Source organism: Paenibacillus humicus NBRC 102415, from assembly GCF_004000905.1.
Classification (GTDB): Bacteria; Bacillota; Bacilli; order Paenibacillales; family Paenibacillaceae; genus Paenibacillus_O; species Paenibacillus_O humicus.
In genome coordinates this window covers 20,514-46,648 of the sequence record NZ_BIMD01000028.1, presented here as the reverse complement: position 1 = coordinate 46,648, position 26,135 = coordinate 20,514, and the positions used below count along the sequence as shown (strand labels likewise).

At 56.5% G+C, this 26,135-nt stretch carries 24 protein-coding genes; 17 read left to right on the top strand and 7 right to left on the bottom strand.

Annotated features, from left to right (window positions below):
- Position 1 precedes the first annotated feature (1 nt).
- Positions 2-1,168, top strand: a complete 1,167-nt coding sequence (locus tag PHU01S_RS16450; RefSeq protein WP_127508593.1) for a levoglucosan dehydrogenase — start codon at positions 2-4, stop codon at positions 1,166-1,168.
- Positions 1,169-1,259: 91 nt separating this feature from the next.
- Here the strand turns inward: PHU01S_RS16450 and PHU01S_RS16445 are convergent, their stop codons facing one another.
- Entirely contained in the window at positions 1,260-3,047 is a 1,788-nt protein-coding gene (locus PHU01S_RS16445; RefSeq protein WP_246029258.1) for a cache domain-containing sensor histidine kinase, read from the bottom strand.
- Between the two features lie 84 nt (positions 3,048-3,131).
- Between PHU01S_RS16445 and PHU01S_RS16440 the strand changes: the two genes are divergently transcribed.
- From PHU01S_RS16440 to PHU01S_RS16405, 8 genes are all read left to right on the top strand, one after another.
- Positions 3,132-4,556 (top strand): response regulator, encoded by a 1,425-nt coding sequence (locus tag PHU01S_RS16440; protein ID WP_127508590.1) that lies wholly within the window; start codon positions 3,132-3,134, stop codon positions 4,554-4,556.
- 32 nt (positions 4,557-4,588) lie between these two features.
- Positions 4,589-6,004, top strand: a complete 1,416-nt coding sequence (locus PHU01S_RS16435) for an ABC transporter substrate-binding protein (protein ID WP_246029257.1) — start codon at positions 4,589-4,591, stop codon at positions 6,002-6,004.
- 188 nt (positions 6,005-6,192) lie between these two features.
- The gene (locus PHU01S_RS16430; RefSeq protein WP_127508584.1) at positions 6,193-7,365 is read left to right on the top strand and encodes a substrate-binding domain-containing protein; all 1,173 of its coding nucleotides are present in this window, start codon (positions 6,193-6,195) and stop codon (positions 7,363-7,365) included.
- Positions 7,366-7,435: 70 nt separating this feature from the next.
- Positions 7,436-8,935: a sugar ABC transporter ATP-binding protein gene (locus tag PHU01S_RS16425; protein WP_127508581.1), complete on the top strand. Its 1,500-nt coding sequence runs from the start codon at positions 7,436-7,438 to the stop codon at positions 8,933-8,935.
- Positions 8,916-9,899, top strand: a complete 984-nt coding sequence (locus PHU01S_RS16420) for an ABC transporter permease (RefSeq protein WP_049868878.1) — start codon at positions 8,916-8,918, stop codon at positions 9,897-9,899. The genes PHU01S_RS16425 and PHU01S_RS16420 overlap by 20 nt, the downstream gene beginning before the upstream one ends.
- Positions 9,896-11,065, top strand: coding sequence for a Gfo/Idh/MocA family protein (locus tag PHU01S_RS16415; protein ID WP_021878547.1), 1,170 nt, complete (start codon positions 9,896-9,898; stop codon positions 11,063-11,065). Before PHU01S_RS16420 ends, PHU01S_RS16415 begins: the two co-directional genes overlap by 4 nt.
- 20 nt (positions 11,066-11,085) lie before the next feature.
- Positions 11,086-12,120: a zinc-dependent alcohol dehydrogenase family protein gene (locus PHU01S_RS16410; protein ID WP_232317002.1), complete on the top strand. Its 1,035-nt coding sequence runs from the start codon at positions 11,086-11,088 to the stop codon at positions 12,118-12,120.
- Between the two features lie 48 nt (positions 12,121-12,168).
- The gene (locus PHU01S_RS16405) at positions 12,169-13,020 is read left to right on the top strand and encodes a sugar phosphate isomerase/epimerase family protein (RefSeq protein WP_049868880.1); all 852 of its coding nucleotides are present in this window, start codon (positions 12,169-12,171) and stop codon (positions 13,018-13,020) included.
- Between the two features lie 147 nt (positions 13,021-13,167).
- Here PHU01S_RS16405 and PHU01S_RS16400 read toward each other — a convergent pair whose 3' ends face one another.
- Genes PHU01S_RS16400 through PHU01S_RS16380 form a run of 5 tightly spaced genes read right to left on the bottom strand, consistent with a single transcriptional unit; the run spans position 13,168 to position 15,482 of the window.
- Complete coding sequence (locus PHU01S_RS16400; protein WP_048747009.1) at positions 13,168-13,464, bottom strand: spore coat protein; 297 nt, start codon at positions 13,462-13,464, stop codon at positions 13,168-13,170.
- A gap of 11 nt (positions 13,465-13,475) precedes the next feature.
- Positions 13,476-13,676 (bottom strand): hypothetical protein, encoded by a 201-nt coding sequence (locus PHU01S_RS16395; protein ID WP_127508578.1) that lies wholly within the window; start codon positions 13,674-13,676, stop codon positions 13,476-13,478.
- 31 nt (positions 13,677-13,707) lie between these two features.
- Complete coding sequence (locus PHU01S_RS16390; protein ID WP_021878553.1) at positions 13,708-14,844, bottom strand: zinc-dependent alcohol dehydrogenase; 1,137 nt, start codon at positions 14,842-14,844, stop codon at positions 13,708-13,710.
- The gene (locus PHU01S_RS16385; RefSeq protein ID WP_049868881.1) at positions 14,841-15,227 is read right to left on the bottom strand and encodes a spore coat protein; all 387 of its coding nucleotides are present in this window, start codon (positions 15,225-15,227) and stop codon (positions 14,841-14,843) included. Before PHU01S_RS16385 ends, PHU01S_RS16390 begins: the two co-directional genes overlap by 4 nt.
- A 12-nt stretch (positions 15,228-15,239) precedes the next feature.
- On the bottom strand, positions 15,240-15,482 hold the full coding sequence (locus tag PHU01S_RS16380; protein ID WP_021878555.1) for a hypothetical protein: 243 nt from the start codon (positions 15,480-15,482) through the stop codon (positions 15,240-15,242).
- A gap of 190 nt (positions 15,483-15,672) precedes the next feature.
- Between PHU01S_RS16380 and PHU01S_RS16375 the strand changes: the two genes are divergently transcribed.
- The 7 genes from PHU01S_RS16375 to PHU01S_RS16345 all read left to right on the top strand — a co-directional run bounded on the left by PHU01S_RS16375 (position 15,673) and on the right by PHU01S_RS16345 (position 24,485).
- Positions 15,673-15,954, top strand: coding sequence for a hypothetical protein (locus PHU01S_RS16375; RefSeq protein WP_049868882.1), 282 nt, complete (start codon positions 15,673-15,675; stop codon positions 15,952-15,954).
- Positions 15,955-16,297: 343 nt separating this feature from the next.
- Positions 16,298-17,386 (top strand): L-dopachrome tautomerase-related protein, encoded by a 1,089-nt coding sequence (locus PHU01S_RS16370; protein WP_127508575.1) that lies wholly within the window; start codon positions 16,298-16,300, stop codon positions 17,384-17,386.
- 390 nt (positions 17,387-17,776) lie between these two features.
- Entirely contained in the window at positions 17,777-18,712 is a 936-nt protein-coding gene (locus PHU01S_RS16365; RefSeq protein ID WP_049868884.1) for a carbohydrate ABC transporter permease, read from the top strand.
- A gap of 15 nt (positions 18,713-18,727) precedes the next feature.
- Positions 18,728-19,561, top strand: a complete 834-nt coding sequence (locus tag PHU01S_RS16360) for a carbohydrate ABC transporter permease (RefSeq protein WP_049868885.1) — start codon at positions 18,728-18,730, stop codon at positions 19,559-19,561.
- 103 nt (positions 19,562-19,664) lie between these two features.
- The gene (locus tag PHU01S_RS16355) at positions 19,665-21,029 is read left to right on the top strand and encodes an ABC transporter substrate-binding protein (RefSeq protein WP_021878561.1); all 1,365 of its coding nucleotides are present in this window, start codon (positions 19,665-19,667) and stop codon (positions 21,027-21,029) included.
- Positions 21,030-21,151: 122 nt separating this feature from the next.
- Positions 21,152-22,906: a cache domain-containing sensor histidine kinase gene (locus PHU01S_RS16350; RefSeq protein WP_049868887.1), complete on the top strand. Its 1,755-nt coding sequence runs from the start codon at positions 21,152-21,154 to the stop codon at positions 22,904-22,906.
- Positions 22,899-24,485, top strand: a complete 1,587-nt coding sequence (locus PHU01S_RS16345) for a helix-turn-helix domain-containing protein (RefSeq protein ID WP_127508572.1) — start codon at positions 22,899-22,901, stop codon at positions 24,483-24,485. Before PHU01S_RS16350 ends, PHU01S_RS16345 begins: the two co-directional genes overlap by 8 nt.
- 198 nt (positions 24,486-24,683) lie before the next feature.
- Here PHU01S_RS16345 and PHU01S_RS16340 read toward each other — a convergent pair whose 3' ends face one another.
- A complete protein-coding gene (locus tag PHU01S_RS16340) occupies positions 24,684-24,935 on the bottom strand; it encodes a YolD-like family protein (RefSeq protein ID WP_049868889.1) in 252 nt (83 codons plus the stop codon).
- Between the two features lie 641 nt (positions 24,936-25,576).
- Between PHU01S_RS16340 and PHU01S_RS16335 the strand changes: the two genes are divergently transcribed.
- Positions 25,577-26,011 carry a hypothetical protein gene (locus PHU01S_RS16335; protein ID WP_127508569.1) on the top strand — a complete coding sequence of 145 codons (435 nt, stop codon included), beginning with the start codon at positions 25,577-25,579 and terminating at the stop codon, positions 26,009-26,011.
- Positions 26,012-26,135: the final 124 nt, after the last annotated feature.

Genomic DNA, 26,135 nt, shown 5'->3' with positions numbered 1-26,135 from the left:
CATGCGTACGTTAAATGTTGGAATGATTGGCGGGGGGTTCATGGGCAAGGCCCACTCGCTCGCCTATGCGGGGATGCCGATGTTCTTCTGGCCGGCGCCGGCCATTCCGTTCCGCAAGACTGTCGTGGATATCTCAGACGACTTGGCTAAGGAAGCGGCAGCCCGTTACGGCTTCGAATCCTACGCCTCCGATTGGAGAAAGGTTGTCGAGGATCCTTCCATCGACATTATCGACATCGTGACGCCGAACAATACGCATGCCGAAATCGCAATCGCGGCGGCCAAGGCGGGAAAGCACATTATTTCCGAGAAGCCGCTTGCCCGGACGACCGAGGAAGCCAAGCAGATGCTGGATGCCGTCACCGCAGCCGGCGTGAAGCATATGGTCGCTTTCAACTACCGTAGGACGCCGGCCGTCGCGCTGGCGAAGAAATACATCGAGGAAGGCGCGATCGGGCGCGTGCTGAACTTCCGCGGGACCTACCTGCAGGACTGGTCGGCCGATCCGAATTCGCCGCTGTCCTGGCGGTTCCGGAAGGATATCGCGGGATCGGGCACGCTGGGCGACATCGGCACTCACGTCATCGACTTTGCCCGCTATCTGGTGGGCGAAATTACGGAGGTCATGGGCACGGCGCAGACCTGGATCAAGGAGCGTCCGGTATCGTCCGGGCCGGTCGACAAGCTCGGGACCGTGAAGGCTTCGGGCGAGGTCAAGAAGGAAGCCGTCGACGTCGACGACGAGATCAGCACGCTGCTCCGGTTCGAGAATGGTGCGGTCGGCAGCATTGAAGCGACGCGCAACGCGTGGGGACGCAACAACTTTCTGACGTTCGAAATCCATGGCGAAAAAGGCTCCATCGCGTTCAACTACGAGCGCCGCGACGAGCTGCAGGTCTGCTTCGCCGACGATCCGGACGACCGCCGCGGATTCCGGACGATCTATACGGGTCCGGCGCATCCGAACGGCCCGGCGCTTTGGCCGATTCCGGCGCTCGGCATCGGCTATGGCGAGACGAAAATCATCGAAGCGCATGACTTCATCTCCGCCATTGTCAACGATACCGATGTATCGCCGAACTTCCATGACGGCTACCGCATCCATGTCATTTCCGACGCCATCATGGCTTCCGCAGAGAGCGGCACATGGGTCAAAACGGTCGAATAACCCTCCGAGAACACTTGATACATCAGAAAGAGACAGTCCCGAGCGGATCGCCGTTCGGGACTGCCTCTTTGTCGTTTCATCTCGCAGGGGCTTAAAGGGCCGGTCGTCCGGCTGGAACCCGGAACCGGAAACGCGTTCCCGCGCCGGGCACGCTCTCGACGATGACATCTGCCTCGCTGCCGTAGACGAGAAACAGCCGGCGGAAGGTGTTGCGGACGCCGGTATGCGACCGGAAATAAGGGTCCTTCGACTCGCCTTGTTCCGCAATCAGCTGACGGATGCGACGAAGCACGTCCGGCGGCATGCCGGTGCCCGTATCTTGAACGTCGACCTCCAGATAATTGTCCTGCAGGGACACCTTCACGGTGAGCTTGAATTCGTCCGCCGTCATGTTGGGGCTCCAGCCGTATTTGATCGCGTTCTCGAAATACGGTTGAATGCTGAGCTTCATGACCTGCACGTCCATGGCCGCTGGATCGATGTCAAACATGGCGCTTACCTCCTGGCCGTTCCGGTAATAATGGATGGTCAGGAAATTACGGATGTATTCCAGCTCCTCGCGGAGCGGCGCCCAGCCGTCATCGTTCCGGACCGTAAAGCGCATCATGCGCGAGACCGACTGCACCATGTCGCCTACCGCAACGCCGTTGTTCCGGGAAGCGTAGGAATCGATCGTTTCGAGCGTATTGAACAGGAAATGCGGATTGATCTGGGCCTGAAGCTGCAGCAGCTCGCGCTCCTTTTCCCGCAGGTTCGCCTGGTACACTTCGCGCTCCATCCGCTGCAGCTTCTCCAGCGTCTTGTTGAAGCTGCGGATCAGGTAGCCGATCTCGTCGTACCGTTCGCCCTGTGGAATCGGCACGTACTTGCCCTGCCCCAGATTCAGCATGCCGGCCTTCAGCTTGTACAGCGGACGCAGAAGAACGCTCATGACCGGAAACGCAACGATGAGTGCCGTTAGCAGGCTGAGGACCGCAATCAGCAGCGACAGTTGAACCGTCTGCCGCACCGCTTTATTGATCGTATTCAGGGGCGCGGTCCAGACGACCAGCCATTGGCTGTCGGGTAGCGCGGCGTAGCTGGCTTGGTATTCGGTAGGGCCGGAGTGGAAAAGGAAAGGCTGCTTCGCCCCTGCTTGATCGACCAGTGCGGATTTGAAATCGCGCATGACGCCGGAATCGACCGGCGTCTCCGACACAGTGGCACCGGTTTGGGTGTGCATCAGGATCACCTGACCAGGCTGGTCGGTCTGCTCGCCCCGGAGCATGCTCTTGATCCGGTTCTCCTGGATTTCCACGACGAAAACGGCCCTCGTTACGCCGGTATCCGTGTCCAGGATGGGTCGGACATAGGAGAACGTCGTATCTTTGCTGTAGAGCACGTACGGCATGGCGTGCGGCTCGCTCAGCGCATTCCGGTTGATCCGGAACGCCTTCCGGTACCATGGGTCTTCGCCGAAGGCAAAGGCCGGATCGAGCTGCCGCTGATAGGAGTCGAAGTACACTTTCCCCAGGCGGTCCAAGTAGAGAACGCTAGTCACTTCGGGGTGGAATTGCAGCGAGCTCCGGACGAGCGGCCGGAACCGCATGAGATCCTCCGCCTGCTCCTTCAGCCAGCTGTCCGGCGTACCCATGTAATGGACGAAGGCCGGCGTGCTGAACAGGGGGTCGAAGGATTGATTCAGGCTCTGGAGGTAGGCGTTCAACTCCGTCGATACGAAATCCACGTATTGCGATGAGATGGAGCCGGAATACGCCGTTCCCGAGCGGAACATGAACGTATTGGAGTTGTAACCGACCAGGGTTATCGGGATGATGGATATAAGGATCAGCAAGACGAACAGCTTGAATTTCAAGCTAAGCCGGTTTACGATACGCATGACAAAGGCGGGCATGGCCACGTGAGGACCTCCTGGCGTGTGACGTACTCCAGCTCAGGTTGGCCGGAAGGAGCAAGTTCGATTATGAAAATCTGTGTGGTCGACGACGAACGGGAGGTCCGGATGAGCATTCTTCAGAAGCTGAATGCGCTGTTTCCGGACGACGAAATATTTGACGCCGAATTCGGTCATCAGGCGCTGGAGCGGATTGAGATGGTACGCCCGGATCTGACCTTCCTGGATATCCGCATGCCGGAGATCGGGGGGATCGACATCCTTAAACGGCTGAAAGCCAGTTACCCGGCCATGCATGTGGTCATTATATCAGGGTACGATGATTTTGAATACGCGAGGCAGGCGCTGCAATCCGGGGCATCGGACTATCTGCTGAAGCCCGCGGACCGCGTACAGCTCAGGGAAATCGTCGACAGGGTCCGAGACTCCCTGCATATGCTGCTGCTCCAGGACATGCGGCAGCGGATCGACGCCGCAAGCATTCCCATGCTCGCCGGTTTCCGGATCGTGCCGCAGGAAGCGGGAATATGGTTCGACGAAAGGCTGTGGAAGGCGGTTTCCTTCGAGCCCCGGGATATGGAACCGGCGAGTCCGCGCAACGGCGAAACCGGCCTGGTCTTCGCCTTCGCCCTAGAGGACGGAACGGAAGGGGCCGTCGTCGGCATGACAGTAGAGCCGGCGTCCGGAGGCTTCCGGGAAAAGGCGGCATTCCTACCGTCTTTTCTGGCCGAATACCGGAAGCATCGGGCCCGCATGTTTTTTCATTCGCGTCCGGCAGCGGACAACGGCGGCCGCTCGGGCAAGGAATGGGCGCGCCGGGCGGCCGCCTGCCGGGAGCGGATCGTCCTGCATGCGCGCGGCGGCGATTACGGAGAGCTGGAGCGTGCCTTCGAAGAATGGATGGACAGCCTTGGCCATCTGGATTATAACGCCCTGGAGCACCAGTGTGCCTTTTTGATGGCGCTTCTGGACGAAGGGTTGACGAAGAAGGACATGCTTATCGTCGACGAGGATACGCTGCGCTACTGGCAGCAATGGGTGTCGAACCATGCCTCCTGGGAAGAACTTAAGCAGCGGTTGCAGCGAATCGTTCTTGGCGGCGTAAAGGCTATCCAGGACGTGGAGCGCCAGGAGCGCTCGGAGCGGGAGCAGCCCCCCGGCAGCTGGTTTCAGCAGGCCTTGGCGCTTATCGAGAACTCCACCGACATGAACGTCAGCCTGGAGGCGGTCGCGGATGCGGTGAACGTGCATCCCGTCACGCTGAGCCGGATGTTCAAGCAGCAAATGGGCGAAAATTTTGTCCGCTACCTGACGCGAAAAAGGCTGTCGTATGCCAGGGAACGCCTGCTGCGTACGCCTAAAAAAATCAATGAAATCGCCGAAGAGACCGGTTACGCGGATCATGCCTATTTCAGAAGCCTGTTCAAACGGGAATTCGGCTATTCGCCCTCCGAGTTTCGCAGGCAGCATGGAATCGACGGGGTGCCGGAGTGATCAGGATGCCGTGCGGAAGAGGGACAGCCGGAGTGAAACGATGGAGAGTCGGATGGATTACGCTGCTGGCTGCTTCGCTGCTGCTCGCAGGGTGCAGCCAGTCAGGCGGCGGCGGGCCCGAGGAGCAGCCCCCGGCGCCGCGTCCGCTGCGGGTGTTGTACGCAACGGTTGAAGCCGGCTCGGAGGCCGTGATTGCGGCGACCGAGCGCTATCAGGCCATCACTGGCCAACCCGTTGAAGTCGACACGTTTCCTTACAACAGTCTGCAGGAAAAGGTGTTTTCGGAGCTCGCGCGGAAAAGCGCCCAGTATGACCTCATGGCCGTGGATACGCCTTGGATGCCGCGGATTCTTCCTCATCTGGAGCCCCTTTCCGCCTACATCCGGAGCGCGAACCCGCCAATCCGCGTAGACGATTTTATCGCCAAGGTGTTTCTGGATACGTCTGTTTTCGATTCCATCCAGTCGCGCCAGCAGCCGCCCGCCATGGACGTCGTCGATGTGGACCGCATCCAGAACGCCGGCTTCGATATTTGGAGCCTGCCCATCCAATCCAATGTGCTGACCGTCAGCTATCGGAAGGATTTGTTCCTCGACCCGGCCAACCGTTCCGCATTCCGGGAGCGGTACGGCCGCGAGCTCGAGGTGCCGCAGACGCTGGACGAGTACCTCGATCTGGCCCGTTTTTTTACGCGCGACACAAACGGGGACGGAACGGTCGACTTGTACGGCACAACGCTGATGGCGGGCATGAGCGAAGCCAATTTCGTCGATTTCAAATCGTTCCTGAACGTATATGGCGGGGAGCTGTTCGACCACAATATGCGGCCGGTCTTCAACTCGCCGGCTGGTGTCCGGGCGCTGGAGACGTACGGCGATTGGATCCTCAAGGACAAGGTGACGCCTCCCGGCGTAACGGGGTACACCTGGGACGAGGTCGAGATTGCCTTCGGCTACGGGCAGACGGCGATGGGGATGAATTATCACGACATGAAGCTGAACCCTAAGGTGCAGGGTCAGGTGGGCTCGTTCATGTTGCCCGGCGTGGAACGGAACGGTACGATCATAAGGGGACCCCATTTCGGCTCGTGGGGGCTGGCTGTCAACAAGTACTCCCGGCAGAAGCAGGCGGCCTTCGACCTGGCTGCCTACCTGGCGGGGGTTGAGGCTCAGCAGGGCTACCTGAAATACCGCCACCATGTGACGCGTATGTCGGCCTATGAGGCGGCACGGCACCTTGGGGACACGTCACTGCGGGAATATTACGACGTCCTGGGAGCGTCGCTGCGCGTCGGCGTGGGCCGGCCGCGCATCAAGAACTACAATCAGCTGTCCGAAGCTGTGCAAACCGCAGTCCAGAGCTACCTGTCCGGCAGGCAGTCGGCTAAGGCAGCGCTGGACCAGGCGGTGGATACGGTCTCGCAATTCATGATCATGGAAGGCTACTGAATGAAGTACCGGGTTCGCGAATTGTTCGCGGACCCGTTTTTTTTTGTCAGGGTCCTCCAGCTAAAAATTTCCCCCCGCGCGGTTAAAATCGTCGGCTACAGCCGCTTCCCCGGTCCCGATATACTCAGGATACGAATCGTTCGCAACCGTCAGGTTCGACAAAAAAACAAAAAAGCGGGGGAAGCAGCATGAAGAGAAAGTCGTGGACAACCGCAGTCGCGGTTCTGCTCGTCAGCGGGCTGGCGCTTGCCGGCTGCGGCTCGGCAAAAACAACTACGTCGGCGGCGGAGGTCACCTCCAAAAACTACAGTGCGGATGCATCCGGACCGCTTACGATCAATCCGAACATCCCGGACCTGCCGGTGCAGGACATCGGTCCGAACGGTGAGAAGGCGGTGTCCGCCAAGGAGCTGAAGCTCACCGAGGATGAGCTCAAGAAGATCAAGGACGGCCATTACACGGCCGCCATCGTCATGCATTACTCCGGCACCGACTATATGAACGCGGCCGTCGGCGCCATGAAGAACACCTTTGAGCGGATGGGCATCAAGGTGGTTGCGGTAACGGACGCCCAGTTCAAAGCGGAGAAACAGGTGAACGACATCGAGACGGTGCTCGCGAAGAAGCCGGACGTCATGATTTCGGTTCCGGTCGATGCGGTGTCGACGGCCGGCGCCTACAAGAAAGCCGTTCAGCAGGGCGTCAAGCTGGTGTTCATGGACGGCGCGGCGCAGGGCATGAAGCCCGGCAAGGATTACATCAGCATCGTTTCGGGCGACAACTACGGCAACGGCGCGCTCGCGGCGGACATCATGGCCGAGAAGCTCGGCGGCAAGGGAAAGGTCGGGGTCGTCTTCCATGACGTCAACTTCTTCGTCACGAAGAACCGCTCGGACGCCTTCGAGAAACGAATGAAGGAAAAATATCCGAACATCGAAATCGTGGCCCGCGGCGGCATCACGGATCCGAACAAGGGCGAAGAGGTCGCTTCGGCGATGTTGACGCGCCATCCCGACATTCAGGGAATCTTTGCCCCATGGGACGTGCCGGCCGAAGGCGTTATGGCGGCCGCCCGGACGGCCGGCCGGAACGATCTGATCGTGACGACAGTCGACCTCGGCACGAACGTAGCGATTTCGATCGCGTCCGATGGCATCGTCCGCGGTCTCGGCGCCCAGCTGCCTTACGATCAGGGCGTGGCGCAGGCGATTCTGGCGGGCTACGCGCTTCTGGGCAAACAGGCGCCCGCGTACGTCGCGTCCCCGGCGATCAAGGTGACGAAAGAGAATGTGCTCGACAACTGGAAGCTGATTTACGGTCAGGACGCACCGGACAGCGTGAAGAACGCGCTGAAGCAATAAGGAGCAGAATCAGGCGGAAGGCCGCACCCGGGCGGCCTTTCCCGCCATCCCACAAAGAAGGTGAGTGCGAATGGATCAACCCGTGCTGGAGATGACGAACATTTCCAAGGCGTTTAACGGCATTACGGTTCTCGACGATGTCAGCTTCTCGGTGAATAAAGGCGAGGTTCATGCGCTGATGGGCGGCAACGGGGCAGGCAAATCGACGCTCATGAAAATTCTCACCGGCGTGTATTCCGCCGACAAGGGCGAAATCCGGATCGAGGGCAAGCCCGTTACGATTCACAGCTATGAAGATGCGAGGGCGAACAACATCTCGATGATCTTCCAGGAGTTCAGTCTGATCCCCACGCTCACGGTTGCACAGAACATCTTTCTGACGCGCGAGACGAAGACGGCGATGGGGCTGCTGGACGACAGGGACAACAAAATCCGGACGGCGAAGCTCCTGAACGACCTGGGCGTCGACATCAAGCCGGACGATGTCGTGCAGAACCTCGGCGTCGGCTATTGGCAGATGACGGAAATTGCGAAAGCGCTATCGCAGGAAGCGAAAGTGCTGATCATGGACGAGCCTACCTCGTCGCTGACGAAGACGGAGACGGAAGTGCTGTTCTCGTTCATCGAAAAGCTGAAGGCCAAAGGCTATGCCATCATTTATATTTCGCACCGGATGGACGAAATTTTCAAAATCTGCGACCGGATCACGATCCTCCGGGACGGCCGTAAAATCACGACGGAAGTGATCAAGGAGACCAACCTTGAATCCGTTATCCAGCATATCGTCGGCCAGTCCTTCAATAAGGCGTTCGAATGGGTGGCGCGCGACTACGCGAAGGAAGCGGCGCCGGTGCTGGAGCTGCTCGGCGTCTCCTCGGGCGAACGCGTCCGGGACGTGAGCCTGAGCATCCGGCCCGGCGAAATCGTCGGCATTGCCGGCCTAATGGGAAGCGGGCGGACGGAGCTGCTTCGCACTATTTTCGGCATCGATCCGATGGACGGCGGCGAGATCCGCCTCAACGGCAAACGACGCACCATTCGCAGCGCGACCGATGCCATTGACGCGGGCATCGCGCTTATCCCGGAGGACCGGCGCGTGCAGGGTCTGGTGCTGCAGCACAGCGTGCGGGACAACATGATCCTGCCTATCATCCGGAAGATGAAGAAAGGCCCCTGGCTTGACGACCGCAAAGCGAACGACGTCAGCAAGCGAATGGTCGAACGGCTGAAAATCAAGACGGACAACATTTTCAAAACGAGTAACCTGCTGTCGGGCGGCAACCAGCAAAAAATCGTTCTCGCCAAATGGCTGGCGAACGATCCGGATGTTCTCCTGCTCGACGAGCCGACAATCGGCGTCGACATCGGCGCCAAAACCGAAATCATCGACATCGTCCGCGAAATGGCGGAGAGCGGTAAAGCGGTGCTGGTCGTTTCCTCCGAATTGCCCGAGTTGCTGGCGCTCAGCGACCGGGTGCTGATCATGCACGAAGGCCGGCTTATCAAGGAATTGGAGCGGCAGGACATTCACACAGAGGAGGAGCTTCAGTATGCCATCCAAGGGTATTGAACCGGCGAAGCCGGCCCCGTTCGCGGGACTCAAGGGCTTCGAATGGCGCAACTATATCGTCTATATCGCATTCATCGGCGTGCTCATTTACTTCTCCGTCACCCTGTATTCGGACGGCTTTATGACGACGGGCAACCTGCTCAACATCGTGCGGCAGACGGCGACCATCTCGCTGATGGGTCTGGCGATGACGTTCGTAATCAGCACGGGCGAGATCGACCTCTCCGTCGGCTCCATCGCTGCCTTGTCTTCGCTGACGGGCGCCCTGGCGGTTTCGCACGGCTTCGGCGTCATCGGCGGTCTCATCGCCGGACTTGGAACCGGCGTTCTTGTCGGGCTGGTCAACGGCATGCTGGTGACGAAGGCGGCCATCCCGTCATTCCTCGTGACACTGGGTACGATGGGGGCGGTTAAGGGTCTTGCCATGTGGGTCACGGACACGGCGCCGGTACCGATCGTCAACGATACGTTCAACTTTATCTTCGGCTCGGGCGATATAGGTCCGATTCCGGTTCTGCTGATCTGGACGCTGGTGTTCACGGTCATCGCCCACGTGCTGCTCCGCAAAACGTCGTTCGGTCGGCAGACGCTGGCCACGGGCGGCAATGAGACCGCAGCCCGCTTTTCCGGCGTCAAGACGATGCGGATCAAGCTGCTCGTCTTCCTTGGTACCGGCTTGATGGCCGGTCTGGCAGGACTGCTCTATGCGGGCCGGATGAACGCCGGGCGGTTTTCCTTCGGCGAAGGCGACGAGCTCTCGGTCATCGCCGCGGTCATTCTCGGCGGCACGAGCCTGTTCGGCGGCGTCGGCACGATCATCGGAACGGTCGTCGGCGCAATCATGATCGGCACGATCAACAACGGCTTAATCATCATGGGCCTCGACGTCTCCCAGCAGATGATGATCAAGGGCCTTATCATCATCCTTGCCGTGATGTTCGGCAAAAAGGCGATCAAGAAATGACGGCCCCCAAAATTCGGGCGGGCGTCATCGGAACCGGCTTTATCGGCCCGGCGCATATCGAGGCCATGCGCCGGCTCGAATTCGTCGAAGTCATCGCCCTCGCCCAGAACGGCGAAGAGATGGCGCGGGAAAAAGCGGCACAGCTTGGCGTGCCGCTTGCCTATGGCGATTATCGGGAGCTGCTGGCCCATCCAGACATCGACGTGGTGCATAACTGCACGCCGAACCACCTTCATTTCGAGATCAACAAAGCCATTATCGCTGCGGGCAAGCATGTGCTGTCCGAGAAGCCGCTGGCCATGACAAGCCGCGAGTCGGCGGAACTGCTTCGCCTGGCGCGCGATCGCGGCGTCGTGCACGGCGTCAATTTCAACTACCGGCAATACCCGATGATGAAGCAGCTGGCCGAGATGGTAAAGCAAGGCGAGCTTGGCCCGATCCATCTCGTGCACGGCAGCTACTTGCAGGACTGGCTGCTGTTCGATACCGACTATAATTGGCGGCTCGACCAAGCGATCGGCGGAAGGTCGCGGGCAGTCGCGGACATCGGCTCGCACTGGTGCGATACGGTACAGTATGTGACAGGCAAGCGGATCACGGCCGTCTTCGCGGATTTGTGGACGGTCCACCCGGTCCGGAAAAAGCCGATCGCGAGCGGTGCAACGTTCGGCCTGCAGACGGACGGCGGCGAAACCGCCTACGAAGAGGTGCCTGTCAGCACCGAGGATTGCGCGTCGGTGCTCGTCCGGTTCGAGGATGGAAGCAAGGGCTCCTTTACGGTTTCCCAAGCCAGCGCAGGCCGTAAGAATGCGCTGAGCTTCGAGTTGAACGGCAGCCGAAAATCCGCTTATTGGAAACAGGAGGAGCCCGCCAGTCTGTGGATCGGACACCGGGACAAATCGAACGAAGTTCTGATGGCGGATCCTTCGCTGTTCCTGGAGGAAGCTCGGACATCCATCCACCACCCCGGCGGGCATACGGAAGGCTGGCCGGATTCGCTGAAGAACATGATGCTTCAATATTATACATTCATCCGCGATCGTAAGGACCCGCGCAAGGACCGGCCGAACTTCGCTACTTTCGAGGACGGACACCTGTCCATGCGCATTACGGACGCCATCCTTCAGAGCCACGAAGAGGAACGCTGGATACGCGTAACAACCTAACCACCAAGGAGGGACTCATTATGATGAAGGCGGTTGTTTTTCCGGGAGACAAGAAGGTCGAAATAAGGGAAGTTCCGATTCCTTCGCCGGGCGGCGGCGAAGTGCTGATCAAGATGAAGGCGTCCGCGATCTGCCGCAGCGATATGAGCCTGTACTACGGCAGCGATGCGGTGGTTGGAGGAGAAGCGGCCAAATCCGGCTGCATCCACCCCGGTCATGAACCGGCGGGTGAAATCGTGCAGGTGGGCGAAGGCGTAACCCGCTTCAAGGAAGGCGACCGCGTGGCCGTGTACCTCGCCGTCGGCTGCGGCGAATGCGCGCACTGCAAGAGCGGCTACCGGATGTTTTGCCCGGAATGGAAATGCATCGGCTTTGACCAGCACGGCGGCGACGCGGACTACATGGTCGTGCCGGCTGAGAACTGCATGCGCATCCCCGACCGCATGAGCTACCTGGTGGCAGCGGTATCTACCGATGCGGTCGGCACGCTGTACCACGCGCAGAAGCGGCTGGCCATCAGCGGCCGCGACACGCTGGTCATCTTCGGCATGGGCCCGATGGGGGGCGCCGGCGTCATGGTCGCAAAGGGGCTCGGCGCTACCGTCATCGCCGTCGACATGCTGGACGAGCGGCTGGAGGTCGCCAAGGAACTGGGTGCCGATTATGTCATTAACGGCAAGGAAGACGTGCTGGCCCGAGTGATGGAGATTACGGGAGGCCGCGGCGCCGATGCCGCGATCGACTGCTCCGGCAGCCCGCACGCGGAAAATACGGCACTGAACGCCCTGAGGCCGCACGGCCGCGCCGCGTTCATCGGCGAATGCCGCGAACTGACGATCCATCCCAGCAATCAGTTGATCCGCAAGCAGGTCACCGTTATGGGCTCCTGGTATTTTCCCATCTTCGAATATGACGAAATCACGAGGTTCATCATGGAGAAGGGCCTTCCGGTGGAGAAGCTCGTTTCCCACACGTTTCCGATCGGGGAAGCGGAGACCGCGTTCCGGATGTTCGACGAGCGCAAGACGGAGAAAGCGGTCTTTGTCTGGGACTGACGCGGGCGTACAAGAAGCAAGACTACCCTTCCGAGAGGACGTGTACCGATGAAAGGACTTTCGTTCAATACCTGGGTGTACAGCAGCTTCCCCGTATGGGTTCCGTCGTATCCACTCGAGGAGACGATCCGGCGCATAGCGGGCTTCGGCTATGATGCGATTGAGATCGGCTGCGCCAGCCCCCACGCCTGGCCCCCGCATCTCAACGCCGAACGCCGTCGGGACATCCTCGCCCTGCTGCGCAGGGAGAAGCTCGCCGTCTCGTCGATGCTTCCGGCGCCGGGCGGCGGACCGGGCAACAACCCGAGCTCGCCGGTAGCGGAGGAGCGCGCCTGGGTCGTGGAGCATTACAAGGACATTCTCCGGCTGGCCCACGATTGGGAGTGCCCGACCGTCATCTATCTGGCCGGCTGGGCCGTGTTCGGCACGTCGCAGACGGAGGCCTGGAATTATAGTCTCGAGGCGCTCGACCAGATTGCGCCGTATGCGAAGGAGCTCGGCATCACGCTCGTGATCGAGCCGACGCCGACGGACAGCAACCTGATTGAATCGGCCGACGACGCGATCCTGCTCGCCGAGCAGTCCGGCCACGACAACGTGAAGCTGATGTTCGATACGATTCACGCCCTGTACCGCAACGAGGTGCCGAGCGATTATGTATACCGGATGGGCGACAAGCTGCACCATGTCCACATCTCGGACAGCGACCGTCTGCCGCCCGGACACGGCCGCGGCGATTTTGAAGCGGTGCTGCAAGCGCTGAAGGACATCAATTACGGCGGTTACCTCGCCGCCGAGATCGGCTTCCACAGCCGCCAGTCCGAGCCGGATTGGTATGCCAAGGAGAATATTCGGTCGCTGAAGGCCATCATGGAGAAAATCGACTGGAAAATCGGATAAGGACAAATGGATGATTGCGAAAAAAATGAAATAAATCGAGACACGGGGAACATTTTATTCTCTTGGAGTCTTCGGCTAAAATCAAAAAAACGCGCCTGAACCATAGCGGTTTTGCGCGTTTTTGTCGGGACGGATACGAATACGGTGTCAGGACGGAATGTTCATAGCGGTCTGAATGTTTTTCAGATCGAGCTGAATTTGCTCTGAAATATGGTAGGGATGGTATAGGCCCCGCTGCATCATGTAGGTTGTTATCTTTTCATGGGAATCTATGGCTTCGTCGAGCTGTTTCATCAAAATCTGCTTGATTTCGGGGGTGGCACATTCGGTCACGGCCATGGCGTAGTTTCTGACTCCGCTCTTGGCGTTCATCAAACAGTCCATTGCAATCACGTCATCGGTCAGCGAATGAAGCCCTGTCATGTGTTCTAATATTGTGTTCATGTTTTTATCTCCTATAAGGTCGATTTAGACAGCACTCCACTGAGCTCCTGAAGCTGCTGCTGGGATAATTGTGCGTCTTGCTGCAAAATTTGCATGAGTTCCGGGTCGGTTACCAGAGCTTGAAAGGTTATGGTTTTGGTCATGCAGATGGTCTTGAACGCAGCCATTTCATGAACCTCCAGCATCTCATGCAAAGCGTAATTGGAATTCATTCGGATGGTCCTCCCTTGTATCTATCCATATTCAAGGCTTTAAGACGACTTTGATGCAGTTGTCCGTTTTCGTATCGAACACTTCATAGCCGCGCTTGGCCTCGCTGAGCGGAATGACGTGCGTAATAATGTCTCCAGGGTCCACTTTGCCCGACGTAACCAACTCGTACATATACGGCATGTAGTGAATGACCGGAGCTTGTCCGGAACGGATATTCACGTTGCGCTCCATGATGTCGCCGAGCGGGAATCCGTTATAGCGTCCGCCGTATACCCCAGTGACTTGGATGGTCCCGCCTTTACGGACAGCCTGAGTCGCAATGATAAATGCGCTCATGGTGCCGCCTTGCAGTTTCAAACCGCTGGCCAGAAATTCGAGATCGCTCATCTTTCCGTCCATTCCTACCGCATCAATCACGACATCGGCGCCGCCTTTGGTCATTTCCTTGAGATTGTTGCCGATATTCTTATCCTGTTCGAAGTTTACGATTTCCACATTGTTTGTTCGCTTAGCATGCTGTAAGCGGTAATCGACATAGTCGACGGCTATGACCCGCTTTGCTCCTTTCAGCCAGCAGAATTTCTGGGCCAGAAGTCCGACCGGACCGCAGCCGAGCACGATGACCGTATCTCCATTCTTTACGCCGGCGTTATCTACGCTCCAGAATGCCGTCGTCATGGCATCGGCGATCAAGCTTAGCTTTTCGTCCGGTTGTTCGCAGTTTTCGGGAATCTTGAAGTGGGTAAAGTTTGCGAACGGGACTCGCAGATACTCGGCTTGCCCGCCAGGGTATCCGCCGGTTGTTCCGGAGTAGCCGAAAAATGCGCCCATATCCCCGTTTTCGTTTGAATTGTCACATTGGCTTTCCAGCTGATTTTTGCAAAAAAAGCATTCTCCGCATGCGATGTTGAACGGGATGATCACACGGTCGCCTTTTTTTACCTTTGTCACGCCTGGGCCTACCTCTTCTACGATCCCCATCGGTTCATGCCCGATGACGTAGTTCTCCTGAAGGTTAGGGATCATCCCGTGAATAAGGTGAAGGTCGGAACCGCAAATGGCGGAACTGGTGATCTTTACGATCATATCGTCCGGTTTCTCAATCTTCGGATCCGGCACCTCTTTGACCAAGACATTTTTAATCCCTTGATACGTTACCGCCTTCATGCTTTATGTCCTCCAATATGTTCATCTGGGGTCCGATCAAACATCCCTTTACGCGACGTATCCTCCGGGAACAAATTCATCTGCCCGATCATGACCGTATTTTTCGCCGAAAGCTGGTCGAGTTGGTACTGTTCGTTCAGCTCGTAAGGATGGAACCATTTTTTGCGAATCATGAGCTCCGTGATTTCTTGGTGCATAGCAATCCCCTGATTAAGATGATTGCGCAGCAGAGCTCTTACATCCGGAGAAGCCGTTTCCGTCAGGGCGATGGACAAATTTCGCACACCCTCCTTGGCACGAAGAAGGAAGTCCATTGCAAAAGTCATATCTGCCATTTCCGGCATATTTAATGAATTAATCGGGTCTAGATGATCAGTATTCATTTGCGTTCCCCTTTAATGTGTTATAGGTGTGGGGCTATTCGGAACTGGCGCTTGGAAAGGAGCTCTTGCGTAGATTGCTTGCAGCTCGGAGATTTGTTGTGTGGATTGAATGACGTCTTTCTGCATTAAAGCTTTCAGCTCTTGGTCAAAGACCAAGCCTTGCATAAGCTTTGACTTGGCGATGCAGAGCGTTTTAAAGTTTAAAGCTTCATGCAGTTCCATCGATTCGTGCGGCGCTAGCGTTGGCGTATTCATTGAGAATTTATCCCCTCCTTTTTTTCACTACGTTAGATTTTCCAATTCATCGGATCCTATTCTAAAAAGGATTGCCGGAAATGTAGGGTCGGATAATTCCCATGCAGGCGTAAGAATATAAACAAAATTTCAACCGCATACTTAGTTCTGTTTAAGTGGCTGATCTTTGCTCAAGGAAGGAGGAATCACCTTGCCCAATGAAAAGAAAATGGCTCTAAGCACCGAAAACGCAAGAAAACCGGCAGAAGGCGCACTTGACTCGAGCGGCAATGCGCTGGAGCAGCATGCATCTAACGCGGTTTCTGAGGTGAAATCGGCTTTAAATCAAGCGATAAGCTCGATAAGTGAATCTAATGCGGCAACAAATTCACAAGCCCTGGAGACGGCCCGGCAGCAATTGACCCAAGCAGAGGAATTTTTAGATCAAGCGCAAACTTCGGCAAACGCATTGCGTCTGCCGGACCAACAATAAAAGGGTAGTTTTCTGAACTTACGCCGATAATTATAAGCAGACTGCGGAAATGGCCTCCTTTCAAGGAGACCTTTTGCACGTCGGCGGACGCGCTTGATTGGACGGACCCGCGCCGCGAATCTTGACAAGCGAGAGGGAGGCCCTTAAGGGGGCCTCCCTCTTTCTTCTGCTTAACCGAAGTTCTTCAGCACCACAGCGCGGCGCAAGCAGGAGCGCAGCAGGGCAAGCCGGGCGACGTCCCGGGGCATTTCCGTAAAAAATTTTATTACCCGGGCACTTGAAGCCCCTCATTCAGTCATATATAAGTGATAGCAGTTCGAACCTGTTGAGGAGGATTTTATTCATGACGTTGCCGAGTGAAAGGTATTTCGGAAAGCTTGAGGCGTTTTTTTTATTTTACGGAGCCATGCCTACAGGCGTTGCTGTTTCTGAAACCGGACGAGTTTTTATTTGTTTTCCAAAATGGGGAGACGATGTTGAATTTACGGTGGCTGAAATCGTTTGCGGAACCTTGCAGCCTTATCCTAGTTTAGAAGCTAATTTGGCAAGCCAATCGACAATCACAACGTCCTTCATTAGTGTCCAAAGTGTCTTTGCGGATGGAAAGGGAACGCTTTGGGTACTGGATACGGGGGCTCCTAATTTTTCAGAACCCATCAAAGGGGGGGCGAAGTTAGTCGCTGTCGATTTAAATACAAATACCATAAGAAGCGTATTTACATTTACAGAGGATGTTGTCCTGCCAACCACTTATCTGAATGATGTCCGATTTGATTTTCGTGTTGGGAAATCAGGTTATGCTTATATAACGGATTCGTCTACCCGAGGACCGGGGGCCATTATTGTCGTTGATTTAGAAACGGGATATGCCTGGAGACGGTTGAACGGGGCAAATTCAACTTCGCCCGATCTCTTTTTTTTACCGAAAGTCGAAGGCGAAATCCTGATGAACCGCAACAAAGATGGATCTACTTCACCCTTTAGATTAGCCTCGGATGGTATAGCGATTTCCCCGGACGGCAAGATTTTGTATTTTTGTCCTCTCTCCAGTCGACAGCTGTACTCGATTTCAACGGAAGTCCTAAGAGACCGAACGATACCGGATATGAATGTACAGGATCACGTGAAGTATGGGGGAGAAAAAGGAGCTTCAGATGGAATGTTCACCGGTGCAAAAGGAACCCTTTATGTTGGAGATTATGAAAACAACAGTATTCGAAAGATATTGCCCAACGGCATCATGGAAACGATCGCACATGATCCGAGAATTTTATGGCCGGATACTTTTGCGATTGGTCCAGATCAATACTTATATTTCACCGTGAACCAATTGCATCGGCAGGCCAGATTTCATTATGGATATGACCTGCGGCAGAAGCCTTATAGCTTGCTCCGTATGAAAATAGACGAATCACCTGCTCCTGCCTTTTAATAAGGACTTCGCTCTAGGAAGTTGACTCTATTTGCCTAGAAGGGTTTCTGCTTTCTACAGATCATACATCCAGAAGGTCCTACGGGAGCAGACCTATTCTTTTCCCGCCATGAAGGAACCGGAACGCCTGCTGCTGAACGGTATTCACGATATTACAAGCTATAACAAAGCCATTTCTACTATTAAAGCTAAATAGATGCCGGGAACGGAGGTGCGCTTGCGCATCTCCGTTTTGATCTGTCCGCAAGCCCGAACGCCGGGGCTGCCTCTAAGGTTCCCATCATGAAAAAGTAAAAATATTTTCAAATCGGTCATTTCCAAGGCTTATTCCCTTCGGCGATCTTCGGTACGATTTGTACAGAGATCGATAATGATGAAGGGGTGCGAGCCATGAACAATACCATCCTGAAGACGGCCAGGAGCAAGCCGAAGCCGCGCGTCCGTTCAGCCGCCCGGCGGAGGGAGACGCTCTCGGGCTACATCTTCATCGGACCGATGTTTCTGGGCTTGTTGATCCTGACGATCATCCCGACGCTCCTTACCTTTATTCTCAGCTTTTCGGATTGGAGCTTTATTTCCGGCGTCGACAAGCTCAAATTCACCGGCTTTAAAAACTTTTCCAGGCTGTTCGACGACGATGTCTTCCTCACCTCGCTCAAGAACAACCTCTGGCTGCTGCTCGTCGTCCCTATCCAGCTGATCATCTCTCTGGTCCTCGCGGTCATCATCGACAGGCTGGTCTACTGGAAGGGCCTCTTTAAAATCATCTTTTTCATGCCGTATATCTCCAGCATCGTGGCCGTCTCGATCTGCTTCCAGCTGCTCTTCCAGCCGTCCTACGGTCCGATCAATCAATTTCTGCGTTCCCTCGGCGTGAGCAGCCCGCCCACCTGGCTCGCGGATATCCGTTATGCCCTGCCGTCCGTCATGATCATCATGGTCTGGGTAGGAATCGGGTTTTGCCTGATCGTCTATATGGCCGCTCTGCAGTCCATCCCCAAGGATCTATACGAATCCGCGGACATCGACGGCGCGGGCGCGTGGACCCGGTTCAGCCGGATCACCTTACCCCTGGTGTCGCCTACGACGTTTTTCCTGCTCGTCACCGGGTTCATCAGCTCGTTCAAGGCGTTCGACATCATCAAGGTATTGACCGAAGGAAAACCGGCCTACTCCACCTCCGTCGTGACCTACTACCTCTATACGACGGCGTTCGAGAACCTCAAGACCGGTTATGCTTCCTCCATGGCGCTGATCTTGTTCGGCTTTGTCCTCTTGATTACGCTGTTCCAGCTGTACGGGCAAAAGAAATGGGTCAACTACTGATCGGGGTGACGACATATGGATAAACAGAAAAGAGGCGTCCGGACGGCCGCCACGATCGCAATGCTCATCATAGGCGCCGCCTTCATCACGCCGTTCCTGTGGATGATTTCGGCTTCGTTCAAGCCCGAGATCGATGTGTTCAATTATCCGATCGAATGGATTCCGAAGCATTGGAACCTCTATGGCAATTACCGCGAGGTGTGGTTCGGCGAGCATCCCTTCGGCACCTATTATTGGAATACAATCAAGGTAAGCGCGCTTACGACGGTCGTATCCGTCCTGGTGTCGAGCATGGCCGCCTATGGATTCGCGCATGTGGATTTCAAGGGCAGGAACGTCATGTTTCTCGTCGTGCTGATGACGTTCATGGTGCCGAGCTATTCCATCATCGTGCCGCAGTTCCTCCTCTTCAGATGGCTGCATCTGTTCGACAGCCACCTTGGCCTGATCGTGATCGGCTCCTTCAGCGCCTTGGGCACCTTCATGCTCCGCCAGTTCTTTCTCGGCATTCACAGGGATTACCTGGAGGCGGCCAAGCTGGACGGCGCCGGGCATGCCCGCATCTTCCTGCAGATCACGCTGCCGCTGGTGAAGCCCGCGCTGGCCACTTACGGCATCCTGCGGTTCATCTGGACCTGGAACGACTATGCCAATCCGCTCATCTTCCTGCGCAGCGACCGTCTCTCGACGATTCAGCTCGGCATTCAGAAATTCGCTTCGGAGAGCGGAGTCTACTATTCTCTCATCATGGCAGGGACCGTATCGGCCATCCTGCCGCTTATCGTCATCTTCGTCATCGGGCAAAAGCAGGTCATCGAAGGCATCGCGATGGGCGGCGTAAAAGGGTAAAAATAATTCCGGATCAGTCAAAATAGTAGCTCTGATCACGCTCTGGACTATGGTAAGTTTTGATTGTCAAAAAAGAGATGCACCTAAACCGGGAGGTTGAAAAATGAAAAAGAAATGGTTGTCGGCCGCTGCGGCCGCGCTGCTGGCGACAGGCCTGCTGTCCGGCTGCGGCGACGGATCTGCGAACGACGCAGCTTCGCCCAAGCAGGCTGGCGGCGCGAGTCCGAGCGCCACCGCTCCTGCCGTCAAGGAGCCCGTCTCCATCAAATTCCTGGGCTGGGAAAAGGCATCCGTCTATCAGCCCGCCATCGACGCCTTCCAGCAAGCGAATCCCGATATCAAAGTCGACTATGTTCCGCTCGTCGAGAACGATTCGAACGAAACGATCAAGAAGATCGATCTGATGTACGCTTCGGACGACGATTTTGACGTCTTTACGCTGAACTCTGCCCCGGCCTTCGCCCAGCGCGCCGCGAGCGGGATGCTGGAGCCGATGGACGGCTATCTGGCCAAGGAAGGCGTCAAATACGAGGACGAGTACAAGGCGGAGCAGCAAAAGCTGGACGGCAAGCGTTATTCCCTTCCGGGAAAGTTCGGGCCGTGGATGATTCTTCTGAACAAGGAGCTGCTGGACGCGGCGAACCTCGAGGTGCCGAAGAGCTGGACCTGGGATGAATTCCGGGACTACGCCAAGAAGCTGACCAAGGGCGAAGGGGCGAGCAAGACCTACGGCGCGCATTTCCATGAATGGAAGGACTACTTCCTGCTGAAGCTCTATAGCGCATCGACGGATCAAGGCATCATGAAGGACGACGGCCAGACGCTCAATGCCGACAACCCGCTGATGAAGCAGTCGCTCGAGCTGCGCTACGAGATGGAGAAGACGGATAAATCAGCGACGCCTTATCAGGACGTCATTACGCAGAAGATTCCTTACCGCAATCAGTTTTTCCAGCAAAAAGCCGCCATGCTCCCGACCGGACCGTGGATGGTAGCCGAGGCCGGCGGCACCGACAAGATTCCGGCGACATTCGTATCGGCATTCGCGCCTTGGCCGACCAACGCGGCCGGAGACGACGTCTACTCGTTCGGCGGCGCCGATCCGCTCGTCATCTCCTCCCATTCCAAGCACAAGGAAGAATCCTATCGCTTCCTGCGCTATCTGTCGACCGAAGGAATGGCGCTGACCCACCAGTTCTCGGCTTGGAAGAAGGCCGACATCAATCAGGAGGTCGACCGGATCGTGAGCGCGACGCAGTCGCCGGACAAAATCGACAAGGCATCGCTGATCAACGTCCTGAGCGTGACGAAGCTGCCGATCCCGCCGATTACGGTGTCCTACGCAGGCGATCTGGAGAAGGCTTATATCGCGGAAGCGGACACGTACATGCTCGGCAATAATGACATCGATAAGACGATGGCCTCCATCAAGGCGAGCCTGCAAAAAATTATAGATGCAAACAAGTAGCTCCAAAATTATAATGGGGGGGAGGATGCTCTTGCGGCATCCCCTTTTCCATCTTAAAAAACGTCCGGCCTGAACGGCGGAACGATGAACTTATTCCGGAACGCGGACGGGAGGCAGGGGCCATGCGCATGCCGTTGATAAGCTGGAGGCAGAAGCTGATCGTAATGTCCCTGCTCTGTCTTGTCGTGCCGTCCGTCATCACCCTTATCCTGCTTGGGCTGTATGCGAAAAACGAGCTGAAGGCCAAAGCGGTCGAGAAGGCGGAGCAGTCGCTGGAAGTGGCCGAGCTGTATACGTCCAATATCATGCAGGATATGGTAAACGCTTTCAATTCCATCCAATACGACAGCGAGACGATAACGGATATGCGCATCGCCTGGAACAAATACAAGCAGGACGGGACGGGGAAGGTCGATTTCTTCTCGTTCCGGCATCTCTCGGAGAAGCTGGACCGGATCACCTTTTTCGGCGGAGAGACCTATGTGACCATTCTGCTGCCCAATGGCCTGTACTTCACGAATTATTCGACCTACAACAACAGCCTGAACTTCATGTACAAGGAGAAGTGGCTCGAGGAGATGGCCGCCGAGCCGGGCAACACGACTACATGGCTGGGCACGCAAAACAACTACATCCGGTCGGAAGCCGATAAATATCCCCATGTGGTCACGATCATCCGCAAGTTCCAGCTGTACAACAACGGCGTGAGCGCCTATATCATCCTGAGCAAGCCCGAAGGCCAGTTCCGGCAAATATTCGCTCGTTACGAAGGCGATCCGGTGTTGATGCTGCTGGATAAAAACGGCGTGATCGTCTCTCATACCGACCCGTCGCAGATCGGGTCCAGAGCTCCAGTGCCAGCCCCGCCGCAGGGACAGAACGGCCGCTCCGAATGGAACGGAGCCGATTATTTGACGGTAAGCCACTCGCTGCCCTTTGCCGGATGGAGCCTGCTCAGCCTCACTCCATACGAAAAAGTCACGAGCGGGATCGGCAGCGTGTTCAACCGGACGTTCGTGCTGCAGCTTGCTTTCTTCCTGCTGTTCGCCCTTTTGCTGCTCTATTTTCTCAACCAATGGACGAAGCCCGTCATCCGGCTCGCGCGGACGGCCTCCAAAGTCGAGAAAGGTTTTCTGGACGAGCGCTCGGGCGTCAGAGGACGGCATGAGGTCGGATTTCTGGGGCTTGCCTTCGACCGCATGCTGGACCGCATCTCGGACATGATCGTGCAGATCGAGGAGGAGCAGACCCGCAAGCGGATGGCCGAGCTCGAGCTTCTGCAGGCGCAGATCAACCCCCATTTCCTGTTCAATACGCTCAACTCCATCCGCATGCAGGTCATTCTGAAGGGCGAAGAGGAAATCGGGGGCATTATCGGCTCTCTGTCCACGCTGCTGCGCATGACGATCAACCGCAACAACGAGTTCATTCCGCTGCACGAAGAGGTCGCTACCGTCGGGCATTACATGCAGCTGATGAACTTCCGGCATCATGAGCAGGCGGAGCTTACCGTCAATCTGGCCTCGGACACGCTGCTGGCGTCGATTCCGCGGTTCACGCTGCAGCCGCTTGTGGAGAACGCTTACCTCCATGGCCTGCGCCAAAAGAGCGGAGAAATCGCCATTACTTCCTGGAAGCGGCAGGCGACGCTCTTTATTCAAATCCACGACGACGGCATCGGCATGGCCGAAGAGGCGCTGGAGCTGTTCCGCAGCGGCGCCCCGATGTCCGGCATCGGCCTTAGGAACGTAAAGGAGCGGCTGCAGATCATGTATGGAATCCGGTTCGAGATGGAGATGACGAGCGAGCCTGGAGCGGGCTTGAGGATCATTCTTAAAATTCCGCTGCAGAGCAGGGAGGAGCTCCTTCATGCATAAAGCCATTCTCGTGGACGACGATGTGGCGGTGCTGGCCTTTCTCAAGCAGCTCGTGCCTTGGGAGGCTTTCGGCTTTGAGCTGGCGGGGACCTATACGAACGCGCTGGATGCTCTTGAAGCATGCCGAGGGGGATACCCCGACCTGATTCTGACCGATATCGGCATGCCGGAGCTCGACGGACTCAGCTTGATCCGGAGGCTGCAGTCCGAGGGGGCCAAGAGCCGGTTCGTCATTCTGTCCTGCCACGATGAATTCCACTATGCCCAGCAAGCCGTTCAGCTTGGCGTTCAGGACTACATGCTCAAGGAGTCGCTGACCCGTCAGGGCATCGCGGAAATGATCCGCAAGGCACAGGTCAAGATCGAAGAGGACAAGAGCCTGAAGATCAAGGTGGACCGGCTCAGCGTCCAGGCGAGCAAGAGCAAGGCGGCAGCCAGGGAGCAGTGGCTGAGAGAGGTGCTCTCATCGGCCTATGCGGATCCTTCGACTTTGCTGGAACAGCTCCGGGAGCATGGCCTGCCCGCCCGCCTGGGACATTTCATTCCGCTGCTGTTCCGCTCCCACCGGCATCAGGAGGCGATCCGGCGCTACCGGCAGGAGGATGCCGTCAGGTTCATCGTGGAGAACGCAGCCGAGGAGCTGCTGCGGGACGAGCCGGACATGCTGTTCATGGGGCATGCGGGAAGCGCGTTTTTCGTGCTCTACGGATACAGGAAAGACTTGGCGCGCAATCCCTACGAGCATGCCGCCTCCGCTGCGGGGAAGCTGCAGCGGGCGTTCGCCGGCGTGCTGAAGCTGGAGTATTCCGTTGCGATCGGAGAGGAAGCCTCGACGGGAGCAAGCCTCAGGCGGCAGCTGATAGAGCTGCAGGAAGCCGGAGAGCGGCTGTTTTACTCCGAAGGGCCGGTCGCGGTCAAGAAGGCCGAGCTGCAGCGGGAATGGAATCGGGAAGATCCCTTCGCCTATCATTTCCACTACGCGGAGCGCTTTGGCCGCTTGCTGCTGGAGACGAGCGACGAAGTCGGCCCGGCCGTGGAGGCGTTCATCGGCTTGGTGGCGGAACGCCGGTTCCAGCCTGCGGCCGTCAAGCAGCTGGCCTGGAAGCTTGCCCTCGACCTGCTGCTCAAGCTGCGGCTCGGCATGGCGTACGACAAGGAGAGGGTGCAGCAGGAGATCGGATGCATGACGCATGTCAGCGAGCTTAGGGAGTGGCTGGCCAGGTTTTTGGCGGAAGCCGTCGCCCAGGCCGGACGAATCGCCAGCAGCAGCAAAAAGACCGAGATCGTGGATGCGCAAAACTACGTCAGGCTGCACCTGAGCCGGAAGATTTCGCTTGAAGAGACGGCGGAATACCTGCATCTGAATCCCAGTTATTTCAGCCGCCTCTTCAAGAAAGAGACCGGAGAAAACTTCATCGAGTTCGTGAACCGGATGAAGATGGAGCGGGCGATGGCCCTCATCAGCGATTCCCGAAAATCGGTGGAAGAGGCGGCATTTTCGCTCGGATACGACAATAAGAGCTACTTCATCAAGCTGTTCAAGCAGCATCATGGAATCGCGCCCAGCCGAATCGTCTGATGGCCGTTCGCCTATGGCGAAGCTGCCGGCCGATGCCGGAGCCGGGAAGGTCATAAGGAGCCGCGGAGCGTGCTCGCCCGGCTTGCAGCTCAAGCCTGCTGCCGGCAACAGGGCGTCTGGAGGTGGCGGGGAAGCCGCCTCGTAAAAACAATACCCCAGGACCAAAGGGTCCTGGGGTATTGATCATGGTCCGTCAATTCAATCTCTTGGATAGTCCACGGACATGATATCCATGAACGGAATTTTGACCATATCCTGCGCCTGCTGGACATGAACCTTGCCCGTGCGGGAATCCATGACCACGATCTGCCCTCGCACGAACTCCTCCCGGCCCCAGACCGTCAGAACGATTTCCGAATTCTCCTGATACGCTTCGGTTATTTGGTTCCCTATTTCCTCCAGGACGAACTCATCTCTCGTGGGACGCTTGGGGACCTTTGCCTTTGCCATGTTCACAACCTCCTGTTGCCAATTGCCGTTCAAATTCCATGCGGCCAGCTTCTTATAAGGCTCATAGCCGCACCGAGAGGTACAAGCACCGTGTATCCAAACCTCGTTTAAAAGTGCAAATTCCACTTGTCGTTCCTAGGAATGATAGACGCACCCTATTTATTTATGAACACGGACCATGGATATCTTCACTAGTTTCCCAATAAACAAGGCGCCGAGTCGTTTTTTTCTATAGAGGGTTAGTATAACATACTTCAAATCAACCTGGACGGTCATCATAAAATCATACGAAATGGTTGCCAAATTGCAACCTTCCGGACGCTCCGACTCGTTTCCTTGAGTAGAAAGGGGAGGCTGACGTGAACATGCATATCCGGACGCACAGATTGGAGGAAGCGCGGTGAAACGTTCTTGCCTGCTTCTGGCGCTTGTATGTACACTGTGCGGATGTGAGAGCAGCGACGAAGGAAACACTCCTGCCGCCGTGGAAGATAGCAACGCGAAAGGTGCTATAAACACAGCAGCTCTGCCCGTCACGAAAGAACAGGGCTCGACAGATCCCCCCCGGCTTTTCCGTCGAGGTTGAAGGCGATCGGGCTGGTTCGGATTTTGAAACGGCGTATGAAATGTGCGCAAAAGCTTTGGCTGACTATTACAAGGCGATCTGGAACGGCTCGGAGATCGATTTGGATGCTTATATCGAGAACAAAAACCTTAATCATTATATGAAAAAAAAGATTGCAGCCCAGTATGATCTGTTTCTCAAGAACAATCTTGTGGATAACCTGGTGACCGATGTTGATATTGGCGTTAGTAAAGCAGAGTACGACGGAGGAGACAAGAGCTACGTCTATTTGAAATTAGATGCGCGCGTTCAAAAGGACGTGGGCAGCTATGCTGAACCTACCGAGTTTCTTGTCCATCGTTCAAATGGAAAGGCAGTTATTGCGGATTGGTATGCGAGCGGAAAGGACAGCTACGATTCCATCGTTCGCGGGGATGGTCAGACGATCGACAATCCTGATATCTGGAATGACAGCGAATGGATAGAGAAAGTAGCTCTTATAACGGATTGAGCTGCACATGCCAGATACGGTTGCGGCTCTTGTCCGATGCGGTCAGCGGCCAATCAAGGCCGAACCAGGACTTATCCACAATTGCGGATTAGTTATTATCCACAAGCTGTGGGTAACAACTCGG

Coding starts and splice junctions, on each gene's coding strand:
- PHU01S_RS16450 (WP_127508593.1), top strand. CDS start 2: ATGCGTACGTTAAATGTTGGAATGATTGGCGGGGGGTTCATGGGCAAG.
- PHU01S_RS16445 (WP_246029258.1), bottom strand. CDS start 3,047: ATGCGTATCGTAAACCGGCTTAGCTTGAAATTCAAGCTGTTCGTCTTG.
- PHU01S_RS16440 (WP_127508590.1), top strand. CDS start 3,132: ATGAAAATCTGTGTGGTCGACGACGAACGGGAGGTCCGGATGAGCATT.
- PHU01S_RS16430 (WP_127508584.1), top strand. CDS start 6,193: ATGAAGAGAAAGTCGTGGACAACCGCAGTCGCGGTTCTGCTCGTCAGC.
- PHU01S_RS16425 (WP_127508581.1), top strand. CDS start 7,436: ATGGATCAACCCGTGCTGGAGATGACGAACATTTCCAAGGCGTTTAAC.
- PHU01S_RS16420 (WP_049868878.1), top strand. CDS start 8,916: ATGCCATCCAAGGGTATTGAACCGGCGAAGCCGGCCCCGTTCGCGGGA.
- PHU01S_RS16415 (WP_021878547.1), top strand. CDS start 9,896: ATGACGGCCCCCAAAATTCGGGCGGGCGTCATCGGAACCGGCTTTATC.
- PHU01S_RS16410 (WP_232317002.1), top strand. CDS start 11,086: ATGATGAAGGCGGTTGTTTTTCCGGGAGACAAGAAGGTCGAAATAAGG.
- PHU01S_RS16405 (WP_049868880.1), top strand. CDS start 12,169: ATGAAAGGACTTTCGTTCAATACCTGGGTGTACAGCAGCTTCCCCGTA.
- PHU01S_RS16400 (WP_048747009.1), bottom strand. CDS start 13,464: ATGAACACAATATTAGAACACATGACAGGGCTTCATTCGCTGACCGAT.
- PHU01S_RS16395 (WP_127508578.1), bottom strand. CDS start 13,676: ATGAATTCCAATTACGCTTTGCATGAGATGCTGGAGGTTCATGAAATG.
- PHU01S_RS16390 (WP_021878553.1), bottom strand. CDS start 14,844: ATGAAGGCGGTAACGTATCAAGGGATTAAAAATGTCTTGGTCAAAGAG.
- PHU01S_RS16385 (WP_049868881.1), bottom strand. CDS start 15,227: ATGAATACTGATCATCTAGACCCGATTAATTCATTAAATATGCCGGAA.
- PHU01S_RS16380 (WP_021878555.1), bottom strand. CDS start 15,482: ATGAATACGCCAACGCTAGCGCCGCACGAATCGATGGAACTGCATGAA.
- PHU01S_RS16370 (WP_127508575.1), top strand. CDS start 16,298: ATGACGTTGCCGAGTGAAAGGTATTTCGGAAAGCTTGAGGCGTTTTTT.
- PHU01S_RS16365 (WP_049868884.1), top strand. CDS start 17,777: ATGAACAATACCATCCTGAAGACGGCCAGGAGCAAGCCGAAGCCGCGC.
- PHU01S_RS16360 (WP_049868885.1), top strand. CDS start 18,728: ATGGATAAACAGAAAAGAGGCGTCCGGACGGCCGCCACGATCGCAATG.
- PHU01S_RS16355 (WP_021878561.1), top strand. CDS start 19,665: ATGAAAAAGAAATGGTTGTCGGCCGCTGCGGCCGCGCTGCTGGCGACA.
- PHU01S_RS16350 (WP_049868887.1), top strand. CDS start 21,152: ATGCGCATGCCGTTGATAAGCTGGAGGCAGAAGCTGATCGTAATGTCC.
- PHU01S_RS16345 (WP_127508572.1), top strand. CDS start 22,899: ATGCATAAAGCCATTCTCGTGGACGACGATGTGGCGGTGCTGGCCTTT.
- PHU01S_RS16340 (WP_049868889.1), bottom strand. CDS start 24,935: ATGGCAAAGGCAAAGGTCCCCAAGCGTCCCACGAGAGATGAGTTCGTC.